The following is a 15854-nucleotide window of genomic DNA, read 5'->3' as shown; positions in this document are numbered from 1 at the left end:
CGTCTGCCCTCTACTTTAACAGACCATATTCCCTGGCGATCTCCCGGAACGCCGGAAGGGAGCGCTCGATCTGCTCATGGGATACGCAGTAAGCGATCCGCACATAGCCCGGGCAGGCAAAGGAGCTGCCGGGGACCATCAGGACGTGATGCTTCTTTGCGGTCTCACAGAATTCCTTTTCATCCGCTACCGGAGACTTGACAAACAGGTAAAACGCGCCGTCGGGCTTTGCGCAGGTAAAGCCGTCTTCCTTTAACGCATGGTACAAAAGATCCCGGTTCTTCTCGTAGGCCTCCACGTTGACGGTCACCTTGTGCCGGATACAGTAGTGGATCACCTTCTGGATCAGGGACGGGGCGTTGACGCAGCCCAGGACCCGGTTGGCGATGGAGGCGGCAGTGATCAGCTCCCCGCTCTCATCCACCTCATCGGGGATCACCAGGTAGCCGATGCGCTCGCCGGGGATGGAAAGGGATTTGCTGTAAGAATACCCCACCACCGTATTATGGTAATACTTTGTCACATAGGGGACCTCCACCCCGTAGGCCAGCTCCCGGTAGGGCTCGTCGGAGATCAGAAGGATGGAGATGCCAAACTCCTTTTCCTTCTTCTCCAGGATAGCCGCCAGGGCCTTTATGGTATCCTCGCCATACACAACTCCTGTGGGATTATTGGGGTTATTGATGATGACGGCCTTGGTCCTTTTTGTGATCTTCTCCTCAAACTCATCCAGCTTTGGCATAAAGGTCTCTGTATCCGGGGAGATCCGCACCACTTCTCCGTCATAATTCCTCACATAGCCGTCGTACTCCACAAAGTACGGGGCGAATACGATCACCTGGTCTCCAGGGTTTAAGATGCTCTTTAAGATCACATTGAGGCCGCTTGCAGCTCCCACGGTCATGATCAGGTTTTTCTCAGAAAAACTGGTGCCGAACCGTTCATTGATGGACTGGGCGATGGTCTGGCGCACATCCTCAAAGCCGGCGTTGCTCATATAGCCGTGAAGGGCATTGAACGCCTCCTCTTTCACGATCTCCAGGATGGCCTCATTGACCTCCGGAACCGGCACATTGGGATTTCCCAGACTGAAATCGTATACGTTTTCCGCCCCATAGACGGCGGCCATTTTCTTTCCTTCCTCAAACATGGCGCGGATCGCGGAATTGTTCGCCATGAACGGCTTCATTTTTTCTGATACCATTTTCATTTCCTCCATCGTTTTCTTATTGTCCCCCAGATAAAACAGCCTTCCCCTTTTATGTCCTTTCCCCGGCTCCTGCCAGCCGCTTTATGAGCTCCACCCAGACCATCGCCGCTCCCGTGGCTGCAAAATAAAACCAGGTGGCCGGATTGGAATACCAGGTGGTAAAAAATGACAGCATGAAATAAAGCGCCGCCTGGGAATAAAAAAGCTGCCAGAACGGATTCTCTGCCCTCTCTGCCCGGTCCATGAGCCATGCGGCAAAAAGCCCCAGGGCCGCTGAGAAAAGGAACACGCCCACAACGCCAAAATCGTAGTAGGCGTCGTAAAACAGCGTCACCGTCGTCAGCTCCTCCTTGGTGGTATAGATGGGAAAATCCACCAGCTCCGGCTTTATTAACTTAAGCCCCGTTAAGGCCCATAAGGGAAACAGGCTCTTAAGCCCCATGGAATGGGCCGGGAGCTCTGTCACCAGACAGTTGAAATTATCATAATTATTGGCAATGTACATATACGGCTGGGTGATAAAAATAGGCGTCGCCGGGTCCTTCATCTCAAAAATACCGTTGAGATACGCCACATCGTGGCTCCTGGCAACAGTCAGGATCACATAGAGCGGCAGCAGCGCCGCAGCCGCTCCGAACAGATACCGCAGCCGCTTCTTTCCCGAGACCTGCATAAAAGTCAGCACCGCCAGGATCACCGCAAAGATCAGCTGGAACCGGGACACGCAGAGCACAGGGACCAGAAGGGATGCTGCCGCAGCCAGAAGCACCAGGACCGCCTGCCAGCGCTTCTTTACGCCTCCGCGCAGAAACCAGATCACTGCCATGGACGGTACCAGCACGCAGGAAACGGTGAAATAGTGGACGCCGGATATGTGGAAATGGGAGTAGGCATGGGGCACTCCCCGCAGGAAGAACGGCACATAGCCCAGGACCGCTGCTTCCAGAAGAAAAGCGGCCCAGGACACAGCCGTCAGAAGAAGGATGGCCGTGAGCATACCAAAGCTCCCGGCAGCCTCTGTTCCTTCAGATACGGCTTCCACGCCCTTCCTCCTGGCCTTTTCCTCTCTTTTATCCTTGCCCTCTTCCCGTTTTTTCCGGATCCGGGCCTCTGCCATTCCAAACACACTCCAGAAAGCGGCCAGGGCTATGAAAAAACTGGCCCAGGTCACCGGGTCCCAGTCGGTCTGGAGCCGGCTCAGCTTAAAGCAGGAGATCCCTTCCCCTCCTACCCAGAACAGGGAAAACATGGCCCGGAGATGGAGCGGGTTCCCGCTCCGCCTGTAATCATAAAAATACAGATACAGGGCTGCCAGGATCAGACTCATTCCCGACATATAGTAATGGGCGCTGGATGCAAAAAGCATACCGGCGCCATAAAGGATCAGATAAACTACCATATCCAGTTATTCTCCCAGGCCGCTTTCCACCAGGGCGACCATGTCCGCCAGGGCCTTTTCCTCATCCGGCCCCTCGCAGATAAACGTAATCTCATCCCCGCTTTTCACGCAGGCCCCAAGAACGCTTAAAACGCTCTTAGCATTGGCTGTGCTGGTACCAAACTGGAATTTCACCGAGGACTGGTACCGCAGGGCTTCCTTGCACAGGATCCCCGCCGGCCTGAGATGAAGGCCGGTGGGATTTTTGATCGTAACTCTTTGCTTTACCATATTGTAACTATACTCCATTTTTCATAAGATGCCGTGTCTTTACCGGTTTTCCTGCGCAGAAGAGGATTCCTCCGCCGGATGGACCTCTGCGCGGCGGCTCTCCTCCGTCTCATGGGAGGCGGCTGTCCCGGATACCTCCGTTCCATCCTGGGCTCCGGAAGCGTCGTCTGTTTCACCGGCTCCCGTACTGGTCTCCGCCGTGGTCTCTTCCGCCGTCCCGGCTGAAGGCGCGCTCTCCGTTGCCTCGGGCACCTTCATCACCTGGATGCTGCAGGAGGAGATATTCAGGACCCTGTATACCCGGTCCAGATCCAGCTTCAGCCCCACCTTCGCCTCATGGATCCCCTCGCCCATGGAGGAAACGTCCACCTGGATGTCCGAGGAATCCAGCGTAAGGCTGTCCAGCTCCTCAGCCAGGGCCTCGATACGGATATTCACTGTATCCGGCTCCGCCCGGTAGATGTAATCGTCGTTTTCTCCCGTAAAGGAGGCGTCGTTGACCTCCACCGTATAAACGCGCTCCTTTAACTGCTCCACAGTCAGGGTCACGTTGATCTCGTGGCGGCCCGTACCGGCCAGGGAAACTCCCACCGGCAGATACTTGTTGATGTCGATGGTCCGCACCATATTGGTCCTGGCTCCGTCCAGGTTCAGGCTTTCACCGGGGATCGTAATGGTATTTAAGGAAGCCAGCACCGATTTCAGGCCGATGACAGGAACGTTCTTCACATCACATTCCACGCCCGTGAACCGATAGCCGTCGGCCACCTGCCCGGAAACCTCGAAATCCAGCAGCAGGCTCTTTACCTTGAGGACCGGCATCGAGTAGGATACCGATTCACAGTCCACCTCCACCCGCTGGTCCAGAACGATCTTATTGCCATTGGCGTCGTAGAACTGCGGGGATGCCGTCCCCTCTGCGTCCATGGTCAGGCCGTCCAGGGAGATCTCGATCCCCACGCTGCTGATCTGGCCGATAGTGGATTCCGGCCCCTCCACATATAAATGGTCCGGAGAAAGCACCACGTCTCCCGCTTCGTATCCTTCCTCCAGGTCTCCCGCGTAAGAAACGTTGATATCGAACCGCTTCTTCTGTAAGGGCTCCGTCTCGATCTTGATGGTGGATACCCGGCTCACGGGGGCTGACAGCAGGTATTCGCTGTGGTTCAGCACCTCCACCTTTACAGGGATGGAGCCTGTAACAGACCAGAGATCCGTCATATCCGCATAGGCTCTGAAGTCTGCCGGACGGATCCGGTGGGCATTGGTCGTTTTTACCTCATACGACACGGTGGTCGTCTTTTTTCCTATGATCTCATACGTTAAGCCGCTGGCTTCCAGTACTTCTCCGTTGACGATCTCCACCGGCACTTCCACCGTGCTGGTCATCACCGGATCGGCCACGTTGACGACGCCCAGCCAGACCAGAAAGGCACATAAGACCGACAAAAGCTTCAGTCCCCAGCGCTTATTCTGCTTTTCTTTCATTTTTATGTCTTCCCTTCCATAACCGGAACCGTCCTGCCCCTGTATCCTCTCCCTTTTCCACGGAAATGGCCTGGCGCAGGGTTTCCTGATCGCTGATCCTTGTGAGCTGTCCGTCACGGGCCAGGGACACGCGGCCTGTCTCCTCAGACACCACCACCGTCAGGCTGTCCGAGGTCTCGCTGATCCCCAGGGCCGCACGGTGACGGGTCCCCAGGTCCTTGCTGATGCTCAGATTATCCGACAGCGGCAGATAACAGGTGGCCGCCGTCACCCGGTTTCCCCGGATGATCACCGCACCGTCGTGCAGCGGCGTATTATGTTCAAAGATATTGATCAGAAGCTGGCTGGTGACGATGCCGTCCACCTCGATCCCGGTCCTCTCGATCTCCGAAAGGAGCGTTTCCCTCTCAATGACGATCAGCGCTCCCGTCTTTACCTTTCCCATCTCATAGGCAGCCCGGACGATCTCGTTGACGGTCTTGTCCGTATAGCCCTCCGGTCCTCTCACATCCTCGGAGGAAAACAGCTCGGTGATGATATTTTTGCTTCCCAGCTGCTCCAGGGCCTTCCGAAGCTCCGGCTGGAAGATGATCAGAAGAGCGATCAGGGCTAACTGGCCCATATGGTTGATCATCCAGGTAATGGTATTTAACCGGAGAAGGGACGCTCCCAGGTAAAAGGCCAGGATCATCAGGCCGCCCTTCAACAGCACCCAGGCCCTGGTATTCTGGACCCAGATCAGAATCTCGTATATAAGGAAAGAGATAATCAGAATTTCAAACAGGTTTCCCAGAGTGATCTTTGGTATGAACGCCAGCCAGGAATATATGCGTCCAAGAAATTCTGTCATACTTTCACCTCCATCCCAGTTTTATTTGTTTAATTGGATTTTTCGTGTCTGGAAGATTTTCTCGAAGAGATCCGGTGTACCTTCACATCCGGCTGGGAGACGGTGATCTTCGGCACCGCCTTCACATAATAATAGTAGTCGTCGTCCTGATACTGTAAATATTCCGTCCTGGTGTAATCCACCGCAAACACGAAAAACTGGTAGACCAGAGCCAGGACCACAGACACCAGGATCCCCAGGATCATGGGACCGATGGCGACCGGCAGGTTAAAATAAAAGTCCCCGATGAAGATCACCACCAGCTGGGTGATCACTCCGGCGATGATGGCAATGGACCAGGAATAATCCACCGACAGGTTCCTGATCAGGAACACCACCAGCACACCGGCCGCAAAAGCCGCTGCCATGACCCACATCAGCTGGTTCCCGAAGAGGCTCTGGACAATGACGATGAAGCGCTCCGCCATTTCTGACATGGAGCTTCCCGCCAGCACGCCGGCGTTCTGCTTCAGATACATCATAATGTAATAAATGCATACGCCGCAGCTCACAGGGACAATGGATACCAGGCTGCCGGAAAGGCCCACGAACAGAGGGATCACATAGGGGACCCTTAAGAAAAACATCATGGGCGTCAAAAGCAGGAGGTAGCCGTCTCCCGGACGGAAGCCATAATAGAGCATCATGACCACCAGCATAAATACGGCAATGATCAGCGCCGCCTCCAGGGATACCTGGGAAACGTGGGCGATCAGAAAGCAGCCGGCGAAAAATGCTGTGACTCCGCAGGGCACCACTGCCGCCACCAGTCCCATCACCACCGGCACCAGGGGATTCTTAAGCCTGGCCATGAAGCCCACGTTGGAGCTGATCAGAAAGAAGGACGAAGCCCCCAGCAGGAACTTCACTGCCGGGATCATGTACCGGTTGTATTTTCCATATAGCTGCTTTAATTTTTCTTTAAATACCAAAAGGCCCATCATACGCGCCGTTCCTCCTCATTTTCTCCCTGTACAGAGGGAGCTTCATATTTTTTCTCCAGACGGCGCAGCTTGGCCTGATAGATCTTCATGCCTTTGCTGGCACGCTCATACCGTCGGGAATAGATCCAGTAAGTGACAGCCAGATAGACCAGAAGCCCGGCGGCATAGAATAAGGCCACATGCTTTGCCGACGCCAGGAGCGCGGTCACATCCATGGTGCTCATAATGTCCTCCATCTGATAAAGGACCCAGAGGGCCAGGCACAGCATACTGGAAAACGTGTAAAAAATGAAGGAGCGGATCATACGGCCTCCGACATAATCGCTCTTAAAATACCGGCTGGCAGGAAGGATGTCCCTCCCGGCCTTTTTTTCAAACATGGCGATCCCTGTCATGATCCGGATCTTTTCTTCGTTCAGCATATGGTTCTCCTTATCCTTTCTGCGAAACGGCGCAGGGCTACGCCGCCTCACAGATAATATATCACAATTTCTTCCTGTTGGCGAGCAGTTCCCATTTTCTTATGGAAATGTTAAGGATTTTGACAAAAATCAGCCGTTCACCGAATCCGTAAAGCGCAGGAACGCGGCTCTTCCCTCTCCGGTCCGCTTATAAACGCCGGCGTCCTCCAGGACCTCTGCAAATACGCGTCCTACCTCGGTCTTTAAAATATCCATCACATTCTCTTCTGTTACCGTTTTATATTTCGGAAGGAACTCCTCTACCCAGTCGGCGTGCTTCGCAATGGTCTCGCTGCTGCGGATATCCTTTCCTTCCGTCATATAGCCAGCCAGAAGGGCCAGCTCCTCCTTTAACCGGGCCGGGAGCACTGCCAGTCCCATGACCTCGATGAGGCCGATGTTCTCTTTTTTGATGTGATGCAGCTTTTCATGGGGATGGTAAACGCCCAGGGGATGCTCTTTTGTAGTGATATTGTTCCTCAGCACCAGGTCCATCTCAAACCGGCCGTCCCGCATCCGGGCAATGGGAGTGATCGTATTGTGGGGCTCTCCGTCTGTCTCTGCAAAGATAAAGGCCGCCTCATCCGTATACCCGCGCCATGCCTTTAGGATCTTATCCGCCAGGTCCACGATCCGCCCGCTGTCCGTCCCGTTTAAGCGGATCACGGACATGGGCCACTTGACGATCCCTGCCTTCACGTCCTCAAAGCCCTTAAACTCCAGTTCCTTTTCCATCGGGGCCTTGGCCATGGCAAACTCATAGCAGCCTCCCTGGAAATGGTCATGGGTCAGGATGGAGCCTCCCACGATGGGAAGGTCGGCGTTGGAGCCCAGGAAATAATGGGGGAACTGCTTTACAAAATCAAACAGCTTCACAAAGGTGCTCCTGTCGATCTTCATGGGCACATGCTTCTGATTGAACACGATGCAGTGCTCATTATAATACACATAGGGAGAATACTGGAAGCCGAACTCCTCTCCGCCCATGGTCAGGGAGATGATCCGGTGGTTGTCCCGGGCCGGATGGTCTGCCCGCCCGGCATAGCCCACGTTCTCCACGCATAAAAGGCATTTGGGATATCCGCTCTGCTTTGCCAGCTTGGCGGCGGCAATGGCCCTGGGATCCTTTTCCGGCTTGGAAAGGTTTACAGTCACGTCCAGGGCTCCATATTCCGTATCTGCCACCCACTTCATATCCTTACATACCCGGTATCTCCGGATATAGTCGGAATCCTGGCTCAGCTTATAAAAATACCTGGTGGCTGCCTCTGGATCTGCCTCATAAAGCTCTCTGAACCGTTTTGATACCTCGCTGGGCCTGGGCATCAGGCAGTTCATCAGCTTCGTATCAAAAAGATCCCGGTAGGTCACACTGTCATGCTCCAGGAGGCCGTTCTCTGCCGCATAGTCCAGAAGCGTCTTCAGGATATCCTCCAGACTGCGTTTTTTTTCCGGCTCTTCCGGCTCCTCATATTCGGTAAGGCCCAGAAGGCTTAAGATCTGGTTCCTGGCGTAATATCTGTCCTCTTCATCTAAAAGTCCTGTATCCAGGCCGTACTGCACCAGATCCCGGACTGCTTCACTGATCATTTTCATAACTTCCGCTCCCCGTAAAAATTTTATCTCTTTAATTATAGCTGTTCCCGGCAGACAATACAATCGTTAATTCCGGTTTTTCATAAATTGGGAGATCCGGTCTGCCAGGATCCCGCCCACCACGCCGATGACGGCTCCGGCCGCACAGCCGGCGGCCAGGAGCGCCGGCAGATAATAAAAAACGCCTGCTGTACGGACGATAAAAGCCGCAAAGGAGACCTGTCCCACATTATGGGCAATGCCCCCCAGGATGCTGATTCCCACTGGAGAGAACCACTGCCGTTTTTTCGCTGCCCCCATGACCAGCAGGCTTAGAAGGCTTCCCGAAAGGCCATAGGCCATACTGTACGGATTTCCAAAGGAAAGGCCCGTGAGAACGATGCGGAGCACCGTCACCGCCGCCGTTCCCCGGATCCCCACCAGGTAAAGCCCGGCCACCGTCACCAGATTGGCAAGTCCCAGGCGGATCCCCGGCACCGGGAACGGAATGGGGATCAGGCTCTCCACGAAGCCCAGGACCATGGCCAGGGCAGTGAGAAGCCCGTAAAGAGCCGCCCGCTCCGTTCTTTCTGACGTATTTTTCTTCAATCTCCCCTGCTCCTCCCGTCTTGACTTTGCATGACCCATTTGCTAGAATGAGACCTGTTCCAAATCTATAATAGAAAGAATGGTATCTTTTATGAAAAGGTTCCCCCATCTGGTGCCTGTGCTGGGGGCTGCCATCCTTCTGGCGGCCCTCTGCTTTATAAAGCCGCCGGGCGGCTCTCCGGCAGACGTTCCCATCCACCGCTCCGATTTTCTCCTGAATACCTTTGTGGATATCGCCATCTACGATTCCAGGGACGAGTCCATCCTGGACGGAGCCATGGCCCTCTGCCGGGAATACGAAAACCGTTTCAGCCGCACTCTGTCCGGAAGCGAGGTGTACCGGCTGAACCACCGGGAGGACGCCACGGGAACGTATCCCCTGTCTGACGACATGACGGATCTCCTGGCCACAGCCCTCTATTACTGTGAACGTTCCGGCGGGGCCTTTGATATCACCACCGAGCCCTTAAGCTCCCTCTGGAATTTCAGCGGGACGTCCCCGTCGGTCCCTCCGGCGGAGGCCATTGAGGAGGCCCGGAAAAAGGTGGACTATAAAAAGCTCCGGCTGGACGGGACCCGGAGCACCCTGACCTTCCTGGATCCCGGCACCTCCATCGATCTGGGCGCCATCGCCAAGGGCTACATTGCCGATCAGCTGAAAGCGTATCTCCTGGACTCCGGCGTGGAAAGCGCCATGATCAACCTGGGAGGGAACGTCCTCTGCGTGGGAAGCCGGCCCGACGGCACGCCGTTTACCGTGGGGCTCCAGAAGCCCTTTGCGGACCGGAACGAGACCTTTGCCCAGGTGGAGGTCTCTGACCTTTCCGTAGTGGCCTCCGGCGTTTACGAGCGCCATTTCGTGGAGGACGGAAAAAATTACCACCATATCCTGGATCCCTCCACCGGCTATCCCTATGACAACGGCCTGATCTCAGTGACGATCCTGTCGGAGCGGTCCGTAGACGGAGACGCCCTCTCCACCACCTGCTTTTCCCTGGGACTCTCCAGAGGCATGGAGCTGGTGGAATCCATGGACGGCGTGTATGCCTGCTTCATTGATGAGGATTATCAGATCCACTATTCCGACGGAATGGAAAAATTTTTACGAAAGGATTAGATCCTATGGACCAGAAAAACAGACAGGCAGGGAAACGGGAGCTTTTCCTGACCGGAGCCGTACTCCTTACAGCGCTCCTTTTCTTTCTCGTGAACCGGGCCTTCCACTCCGGACCGGCAGCGTTCCTGGAAATTTCTGTGGACGGGACCGTGGTGGAGACCCTGGAGCTTCATAAGGACCAGGAATACACGGTAAAAAATGACCAGGGCGGCGTCAATGTCTTTGTGATCCGGGACGGAAAAGCCTGGGTCACCGAAGCCTCCTGCCCCGATAAGATCTGTATGGACCAGGGACAGGTCAGCCAGGAGGGAGAGATGATCGTATGTCTTCCCAACCGGATGACCGCCCGGGTCATGGGAGCCCCTTAGGATCTTATCCCCGGCTGCTCCTCTCTTTTACGCTTCCAGGCCCATGGCTTCCATTTCTGCCTGCACAGACTCCTCACAGGAGCGCATGGCCAGGATCGTCCGCTCCATCAGCTCTGCCAGATCCCAGCCCAGCTGCTCTGCACCCTGGGCGATGATGTCCCGGGAGCAGCCCGCCGCAAACCGCTTATCCTTGAATTTCTTCTTCAGGCTGGAGACCTCCATATCCTGGCAGCTTCTGGACGGACGCATCTTTGCAGCCGCTCCGATGAGGCCCGTCAGCTCATCGGCCGCATAAAGGACCTTTTCCATTTCATGATCCGGGCTGGCAGTGATCTCCGGATGGTGGCCGTAGCAGTGGCTGCAGACCGCATGGATCACTTCCTCCTCTGCTCCGCCTTCCCTTAAAAGCCTGGGAGCTGCCAGGCAGTGCTCCTCCGGATACTGCTCAAAATCGATGTCGTGGAGGATCCCGCAGATCTCCCAGAAGTCCGCCTCATCCCCATAGCCCAGCTCTCTGGCGTACCATTTTAAAACGCCTCCCACGGTCAGCCCGTGAAGCACATGGAACGGCTCCTTATTGTATTCTCTTAAAAGTCCGATGGCTTTTTCTCTTGTAAGCGCAGTCTTCATGTATTCTGCCTCCTTCATCTGATAAAACTTCATCCATTATAACAGAATAAAAATCCATTTAAAAGGGTTTTCACACAAAATTCCAGATCCCATTTTCCCACCGTCTCTGAGGCTGTCACAGGAAAGCTGGCCACCAGATCTTCCCCCACATAGTAATCCACCTGGCCCACTGCCATTCCGGCTGCCACCGGAGCCGTAAGCTCCTTTGCCACCTTCTTTTTTATGGTCACCGGCTCGTTCTGGTTCATCAGTATTTTTAGGGAAGCCGGCTCCGGGTATCCCACCGTAAGCCCGGTCTGGCTCCCGATCCCGTTTTTTACAGGTATGGGAGGAAGCTCCGGTGTTTCCTTTAATAGTTCATAAAAATCATAGTTTTCATCCCCAAAGGCCAGAAGCCTTCCCATGTCCTCCCATTTGTATGTTCTGTGGGGCGGCCATCCGCAGCCCAGGAGCGCTGCGATGAACGTTTTCTCCCCCTTTTTTACGGCTCCCACGTAGCAGTAGCCGGCCCCGGCTGTGAAGCCGGTCTTCCCGGAAATGGCCCCCTTCGTGGTGGTCAGCAGGGCATTATGATTGACGCAGGAAAAGGTCCTGGTCCCGGAGACGTCTGAAAAGGCGTGGGACGGCGCCCGGGTCACCCGTAAAAACCCCTCCCGCTCCGGAGACTGGAACAGACAGTACCTGAGGATCCCTGCCAGCTCCGCTGCCGTGGTGCTGTGGATGCGGCCGGTATCCGGGTCCTCTGCATCCAGACCGTTGGGCGTGATGAAAAAGGTATCCCGGCAGCCGATGTCCCTGGCCTTCTGGTTCATCATGTCCGCAAAGGCCTCCCTGGTCCCGGCCACATGCTCTGCAATGGCCGCCGCTGTGTCGTTGTGGGATTCCAGCATCAGGGAATACAAAAGATCCCCCAGCCGGTACTGTTCCCCCTCCCGGATATTTAACTGCACATCCGGCATGGATGCTGCATAGGAGGACACCTCCACCACATCGTCCAGGGAAGCGTTTTCCAGAGCCAGGATGCACGTCATGATCTTGGTGGTGCTGGCCATGGGGAGGGTCTGGTCCTGGTTTTTTCCATACAGGATCCTTCCCGTATCCCCATCCATGAGCACTGCCGCCCGGGCCCTCAGCTCCAAAGGCGCAGGAGCCTCCTCCCCCGGAGCCTGGACCGCCTCTGTCTGGATGGGCCACAGCCAGAGCGCCAGGGCCAGGAGCGCCGTCAACGTCCGTATGTATGCTTTTCTGATCCTCATATATCCTTCTGCGGCCTCCCTTTCCGGCCGCATTCTCCGCTGCTCTTTCTGCAACTATATGCCGCCCCCCGGCCTTTCTTTACAGAAACAGCGGTCTGTGGTAAAATCCCTCCTATGGAAAATACATTTACTTACGGGATCACCGGGAATGAAGCCGGCATGACTGTGGCGGAATACCTGAAGTCCAGGGGCTATTCCTCCCGCCTGGTGGTCCGATTAAGAAACACTCCCGGCAGCTTTTTTGTGGACGGGACCGCCGTTTTTTCCACCTGCGTGCTGAAGGACGGAAACCAGCTCCAGGTACGTGTTGCGGAAAAAAAGAGCTCCGCAGCTGTGGAGCCCGTTCCCATGGACCTGGACATCCTGTATGAGGATACACACCTCCTGGTGGTAAACAAGCCCGCTGGAATGGCCGTCCACCCCTCCCAGGGAAACCACGGCAATACCCTGGCCAATGGCCTGGCGGACTATTTCAGAAAGAAACAGGAAGCCTTCGTGTTCCGGGCGGTCAATCGTCTGGATAAAGACACGTCCGGCCTTCTCCTGGTGGCAAAAAACGGGCTCAGCTCCTCCCTTCTCTCCGGCCAGGTGGAGCGCCGGGAGATCTGCCGGGAATATCTGGCCGCTGTCTGTGGGAAAACAGATGCCTGCGGAACGGTCTCCGTCCCCATCGGGCGGAAGGAGGGCTCGGCCATCCAGCGGATCCCGGACCCGGACCATGGAGAGGCCGCGTCCACCCGGTATGAACGGCTTCTGTATAATAAAAACACGGATCTGTCGCTCCTGCGTCTCCGTCTTGAGACAGGACGCACCCACCAGATCCGTGTCCATATGAAATATATCGGCCATCCCCTTCCCGGGGACTTTCTCTACAATCCCGACTTCCGGTACATCCGCCGCCAGGCCCTGCATTCGGTCAGACTTTCCTTTTCCCATCCGTTCACGGGAGAGGTCCTGATCTTTTCTGCCCCGCTGCCGGAGGATATGGCCTGCCTGTTTCCGGGACAGGAGCTTCCTTCTTTTTCCCGTCCTGGGGCAGACCCAGATCTCCCTACGGCCTCCTTAAGCCCTTGGGATAATGATTTTTAAGGACTCCCCGGTCCGCCTTGGCAAATCCCAGGGAAAAGCCGTCCACAGTCATCAGGACCCAGCCCTTTAAATCCCCTCCGGAAACGGCCTCCAGCTCCCCGGCTCCTATGGCCTCGCCCCGGAGATACTTTGCCGCGGTCTCTCCCGTCCCAAGCTCTGCCCACTGGAAGACGTCTTCCTTTTTAAGAAACAGGGCCAGGGCATGGGCCGGTTCCATACGGCCTTTTTTTAAGGTCCCCGCCTGGAGTCCCGGCCGGAGCACCCGGATCTTTGTAAGCTCCGGCGTTTCCTCCGGGACCAGGTATACGTTGTCCCCAAAGGTGAGGAACCGTCTTCCAGCCAGGAGACGGTCCGGCTCCCGCACGTTCTCCTTAAGGAAGCGGGCTGCCTCCATAAGCTCTCCCTGATCCTTTCCGGCTCTCTTGTCCTTCTTTTCTCCTCCCCTTTTCTTCCTTCCGTCCTTCTGTCTGCGGTCCGGCTCCATTCCACCGGAATCTCCTGCCCCGTCTCCGTTTTTTACAAAAAGCGCCATAAAATGGCCCTCCCCACCGGTCTCATGGGGCCAGATACGGACCGTTTTTCTAAGCTCGTCCCTCTGCTCTTTCAAGCCCACAGACTCCGCCCACTCCGGCCTGCCCTCAGAAAAAAATCCGGCGGCACGGGGCCTCTCTAGGCAGAATTCCGGGTGACGCTCCAGAAACCGGGCCGCTGTCTGTTCGTTTTCCTCCGGGGAAAAGGTACAGGTGGAATAAAGGATCCGTCCGCCGGGCCGCACCATGGCAGCCGCACAGTCCAGGATCTGGTCCTGACGGGCCGCGCACACGGCTACCTGGGCCGGGCTCCATTCCAGCCTTGCATTCTCATCCTTCCGGAACATCCCTTCCCCGGAGCAGGGAGCGTCCACGGCGATGCCGTCGAAAAACTCCCGGAACCCAGGGACCAGGCCCGCAGGCTCCATATTGGTGACCACTGCGTTTCCGATCCCCATGCGCTCGATGTTCTGGGACAGGATCTTTGCCCGGGCCGGATGGATCTCATTGCACACCAGAAGCCCCTTCTGTTCCATCTTTCCTGCCAGATGGGTACTCTTTCCGCCTGGAGCCGCACAGAGGTCCAGGATCCGTTCTCCCGGCCTGGGATCCAGGGCCTCGGCGCACGCCTGGGCGCTGGGCTCCTGGATATAATAGGCTCCCGCCTCATGGAGCGGGTGCTTTCCCGGCCGGAGCTCCTCCGGATAATAAAATCCCTCCCGGCTCCAGGGAATCCGCTCCAGACCCGAAAGGAGCCCTGGCAGCCGCTCTCCGGCCTTTAAAGGATTTACCCGCAGGCCAAAGCTCCGCTCCCTTTCGTAGCTCTCAAAAAAATTTCCGGCCCCGTCTCCCAGGAGCCTGCTCATCTTTTCCACAAATGCCTCCGGGAGGCTTATGTTTTCCATTTTTTTCATCGTATCCTTTCCCGCCTTCCGCGCATCCTAACAGGAGGAGGAAGTTTATGGCAGCAATATTTTCCTGGTTTCTCATTCCTGCCGCAGCCGCTCTGGCCGCAGGCAGTTCCAACTGGCTCACATCAAACTTTTCCGTCGCAGGAAGCGAGAGCCCCGGTTCATTTTTCCTGATCCTGTGGGCCCTCCTCACCGGAGGCTTTTTCCGCTTTCTCATCCGACGGGCCGTTTCCATGGCTGGAGCCGGCCTGGCTTCGAAGCGGGAAGCGGCTCTGACAGACCTGGCGCTCCTTCTCCTGCTGGTTTCCGTTTTCATTCCTTACAGACCTGGAAAAATGAAGCTCCTGGCCTCTGTCCATGTGGCCCTGGCCTTTTTGGCCACAGTGTTTTTTTATCTGGCCATCACCAGCCTGGATCTGAAGCTGTATTTCCAGTATCCCGGCCATTTTTCCCTGTGTACGGGCCTTCTGGGCTTTGCCATCGCCGCCACCGCCGCCCTCCTGGTCCTTTCCGGCTTCATGATCTCCAGCGCCCTGGAATTTTTTCTTACTGTATTTGCCGGACTGTGGCTCTGGCTTTTCTGCCGGAGGATCCGGATCTTAAAAAGGCACTGGCTTTAAAACCAGTGCCTTCCCATCCGCCGTTTTTACAGCTGGATCTTAAATTCATCGGAGCCCTGGCCGTTTACTGTATAGTAAGCGACACTCTCCTCCGGCTTTACATAAATATCAATGGTCCGGATATCCTCCGCCCTGTTTCCAAGAGCCGTATACGCTTCCTTCACAGCCTCTGTCAGGCTGCTCTCAGAAAATTCCTTTCCTGCAAACTGTACGTAAACGCTGCTCTTTACCTCCACAGGCTTTGCAGCCGGAGCTTTTCTGGCAGCCGTCTTTCTGGCGGGAGCCTTCTTAGCTTCCTTAGCCGGCTCTGCGGACTTGCCTTCGGAAGCCGTCGCCGGAACCTCTTTTACCGTTGTTTCTTTCACAGCCGCAGCCTTTGCGGCCGTTGTTTTTGCAGTTGCCTCTTTCACAGCAGCATTCGTTTTTCTTGCCATGATCCATCCTCCTATAATCATACGCCATCTGACTTATACCAAGCTGTCGTCTTT

17 protein-coding genes are annotated in these 15854 nt (G+C 55.7%); 4 read left to right on the top strand and 13 right to left on the bottom strand.

Annotated elements, in window-relative coordinates:
• Positions 1-10: 10 nt before the first annotated feature.
• The 9 genes from OCV69_RS09630 to OCV69_RS09590 all read right to left on the bottom strand — a co-directional run bounded on the left by OCV69_RS09630 (position 11) and on the right by OCV69_RS09590 (position 8845).
• Complete coding sequence (locus tag OCV69_RS09630) at positions 11-1204, bottom strand: pyridoxal phosphate-dependent aminotransferase (protein WP_158358783.1); 1194 nt, start codon at positions 1202-1204, stop codon at positions 11-13.
• A gap of 55 nt (positions 1205-1259) precedes the next feature.
• Positions 1260-2609 carry an O-antigen polymerase gene (locus OCV69_RS09625; RefSeq protein ID WP_158358784.1) on the bottom strand — a complete coding sequence of 450 codons (1350 nt, stop codon included), beginning with the start codon at positions 2607-2609 and terminating at the stop codon, positions 1260-1262.
• A 6-nt stretch (positions 2610-2615) separates the two neighbouring features.
• On the bottom strand, positions 2616-2879 hold the full coding sequence (locus OCV69_RS09620; protein ID WP_158358785.1) for an HPr family phosphocarrier protein: 264 nt from the start codon (positions 2877-2879) through the stop codon (positions 2616-2618).
• 39 nt (positions 2880-2918) lie between these two features.
• Positions 2919-4367 (bottom strand): CdaR family protein, encoded by a 1449-nt coding sequence (locus OCV69_RS09615; protein WP_158358786.1) that lies wholly within the window; start codon positions 4365-4367, stop codon positions 2919-2921.
• Positions 4348-5217, bottom strand: a complete 870-nt coding sequence (cdaA, locus tag OCV69_RS09610) for a diadenylate cyclase CdaA (RefSeq protein WP_158358787.1) — start codon at positions 5215-5217, stop codon at positions 4348-4350. The genes OCV69_RS09615 and cdaA overlap by 20 nt, the downstream gene beginning before the upstream one ends.
• Before the next feature lie 29 nt (positions 5218-5246).
• Positions 5247-6200 carry an ABC transporter permease gene (locus OCV69_RS09605; RefSeq protein ID WP_158358788.1) on the bottom strand — a complete coding sequence of 318 codons (954 nt, stop codon included), beginning with the start codon at positions 6198-6200 and terminating at the stop codon, positions 5247-5249.
• Entirely contained in the window at positions 6197-6622 is a 426-nt protein-coding gene (locus OCV69_RS09600) for a hypothetical protein (RefSeq protein WP_022273037.1), read from the bottom strand. The genes OCV69_RS09605 and OCV69_RS09600 overlap by 4 nt, the downstream gene beginning before the upstream one ends.
• Positions 6623-6751: 129 nt before the next feature.
• Positions 6752-8251, bottom strand: a complete 1500-nt coding sequence (gene galT / locus OCV69_RS09595; RefSeq protein WP_158358813.1) for a UDP-glucose--hexose-1-phosphate uridylyltransferase — start codon at positions 8249-8251, stop codon at positions 6752-6754.
• 72 nt (positions 8252-8323) lie between these two features.
• Positions 8324-8845: a Gx transporter family protein gene (locus tag OCV69_RS09590; RefSeq protein ID WP_262563075.1), complete on the bottom strand. Its 522-nt coding sequence runs from the start codon at positions 8843-8845 to the stop codon at positions 8324-8326.
• 91 nt (positions 8846-8936) lie between these two features.
• Between OCV69_RS09590 and OCV69_RS09585 the strand changes: the two genes are divergently transcribed.
• On the top strand, positions 8937-9962 hold the full coding sequence (locus OCV69_RS09585) for an FAD:protein FMN transferase (RefSeq protein WP_022273040.1): 1026 nt from the start codon (positions 8937-8939) through the stop codon (positions 9960-9962).
• Positions 9963-9967: 5 nt separating this feature from the next.
• Entirely contained in the window at positions 9968-10330 is a 363-nt protein-coding gene (locus OCV69_RS09580) for a NusG domain II-containing protein (RefSeq protein WP_022273041.1), read from the top strand.
• 27 nt (positions 10331-10357) lie between these two features.
• On the opposite strand, the gene OCV69_RS09575 is transcribed toward OCV69_RS09580, so the two are convergent.
• Positions 10358-10960 (bottom strand): hypothetical protein, encoded by a 603-nt coding sequence (locus OCV69_RS09575; RefSeq protein ID WP_022273042.1) that lies wholly within the window; start codon positions 10958-10960, stop codon positions 10358-10360.
• Between the two features lie 29 nt (positions 10961-10989).
• Positions 10990-12216 carry a D-alanyl-D-alanine carboxypeptidase family protein gene (locus OCV69_RS09570; protein WP_158358790.1) on the bottom strand — a complete coding sequence of 409 codons (1227 nt, stop codon included), beginning with the start codon at positions 12214-12216 and terminating at the stop codon, positions 10990-10992.
• A 114-nt stretch (positions 12217-12330) separates the two neighbouring features.
• On the opposite strand from OCV69_RS09570, the gene OCV69_RS09565 reads away from it, so the two are divergent.
• Positions 12331-13305, top strand: coding sequence for an RluA family pseudouridine synthase (locus OCV69_RS09565; protein ID WP_158358791.1), 975 nt, complete (start codon positions 12331-12333; stop codon positions 13303-13305).
• Here the strand turns inward: OCV69_RS09565 and OCV69_RS09560 are convergent.
• Positions 13268-14749, bottom strand: a complete 1482-nt coding sequence (locus OCV69_RS09560; RefSeq protein ID WP_158358792.1) for an RsmB/NOP family class I SAM-dependent RNA methyltransferase — start codon at positions 14747-14749, stop codon at positions 13268-13270. The two genes, OCV69_RS09565 and OCV69_RS09560, sit on opposite strands and share 38 nt — an antisense overlap.
• 47 nt (positions 14750-14796) lie before the next feature.
• Between OCV69_RS09560 and OCV69_RS09555 the strand changes: the two genes are divergently transcribed.
• Entirely contained in the window at positions 14797-15366 is a 570-nt protein-coding gene (locus OCV69_RS09555) for a hypothetical protein (protein ID WP_158358793.1), read from the top strand.
• A 26-nt stretch (positions 15367-15392) separates the two neighbouring features.
• Here the strand turns inward: OCV69_RS09555 and OCV69_RS09550 are convergent, their stop codons facing one another.
• Entirely contained in the window at positions 15393-15800 is a 408-nt protein-coding gene (locus OCV69_RS09550; protein ID WP_158358794.1) for a DUF6465 family protein, read from the bottom strand.
• Positions 15801-15854 lie beyond the last annotated feature (54 nt).

The organism is Alitiscatomonas aceti (assembly GCF_025567195.1).
GTDB classification, from domain to species: Bacteria; Bacillota; Clostridia; order Lachnospirales; family Lachnospiraceae; genus Alitiscatomonas; species Alitiscatomonas aceti.
This window is presented reverse-complemented; position numbering and strand designations above follow the sequence as displayed.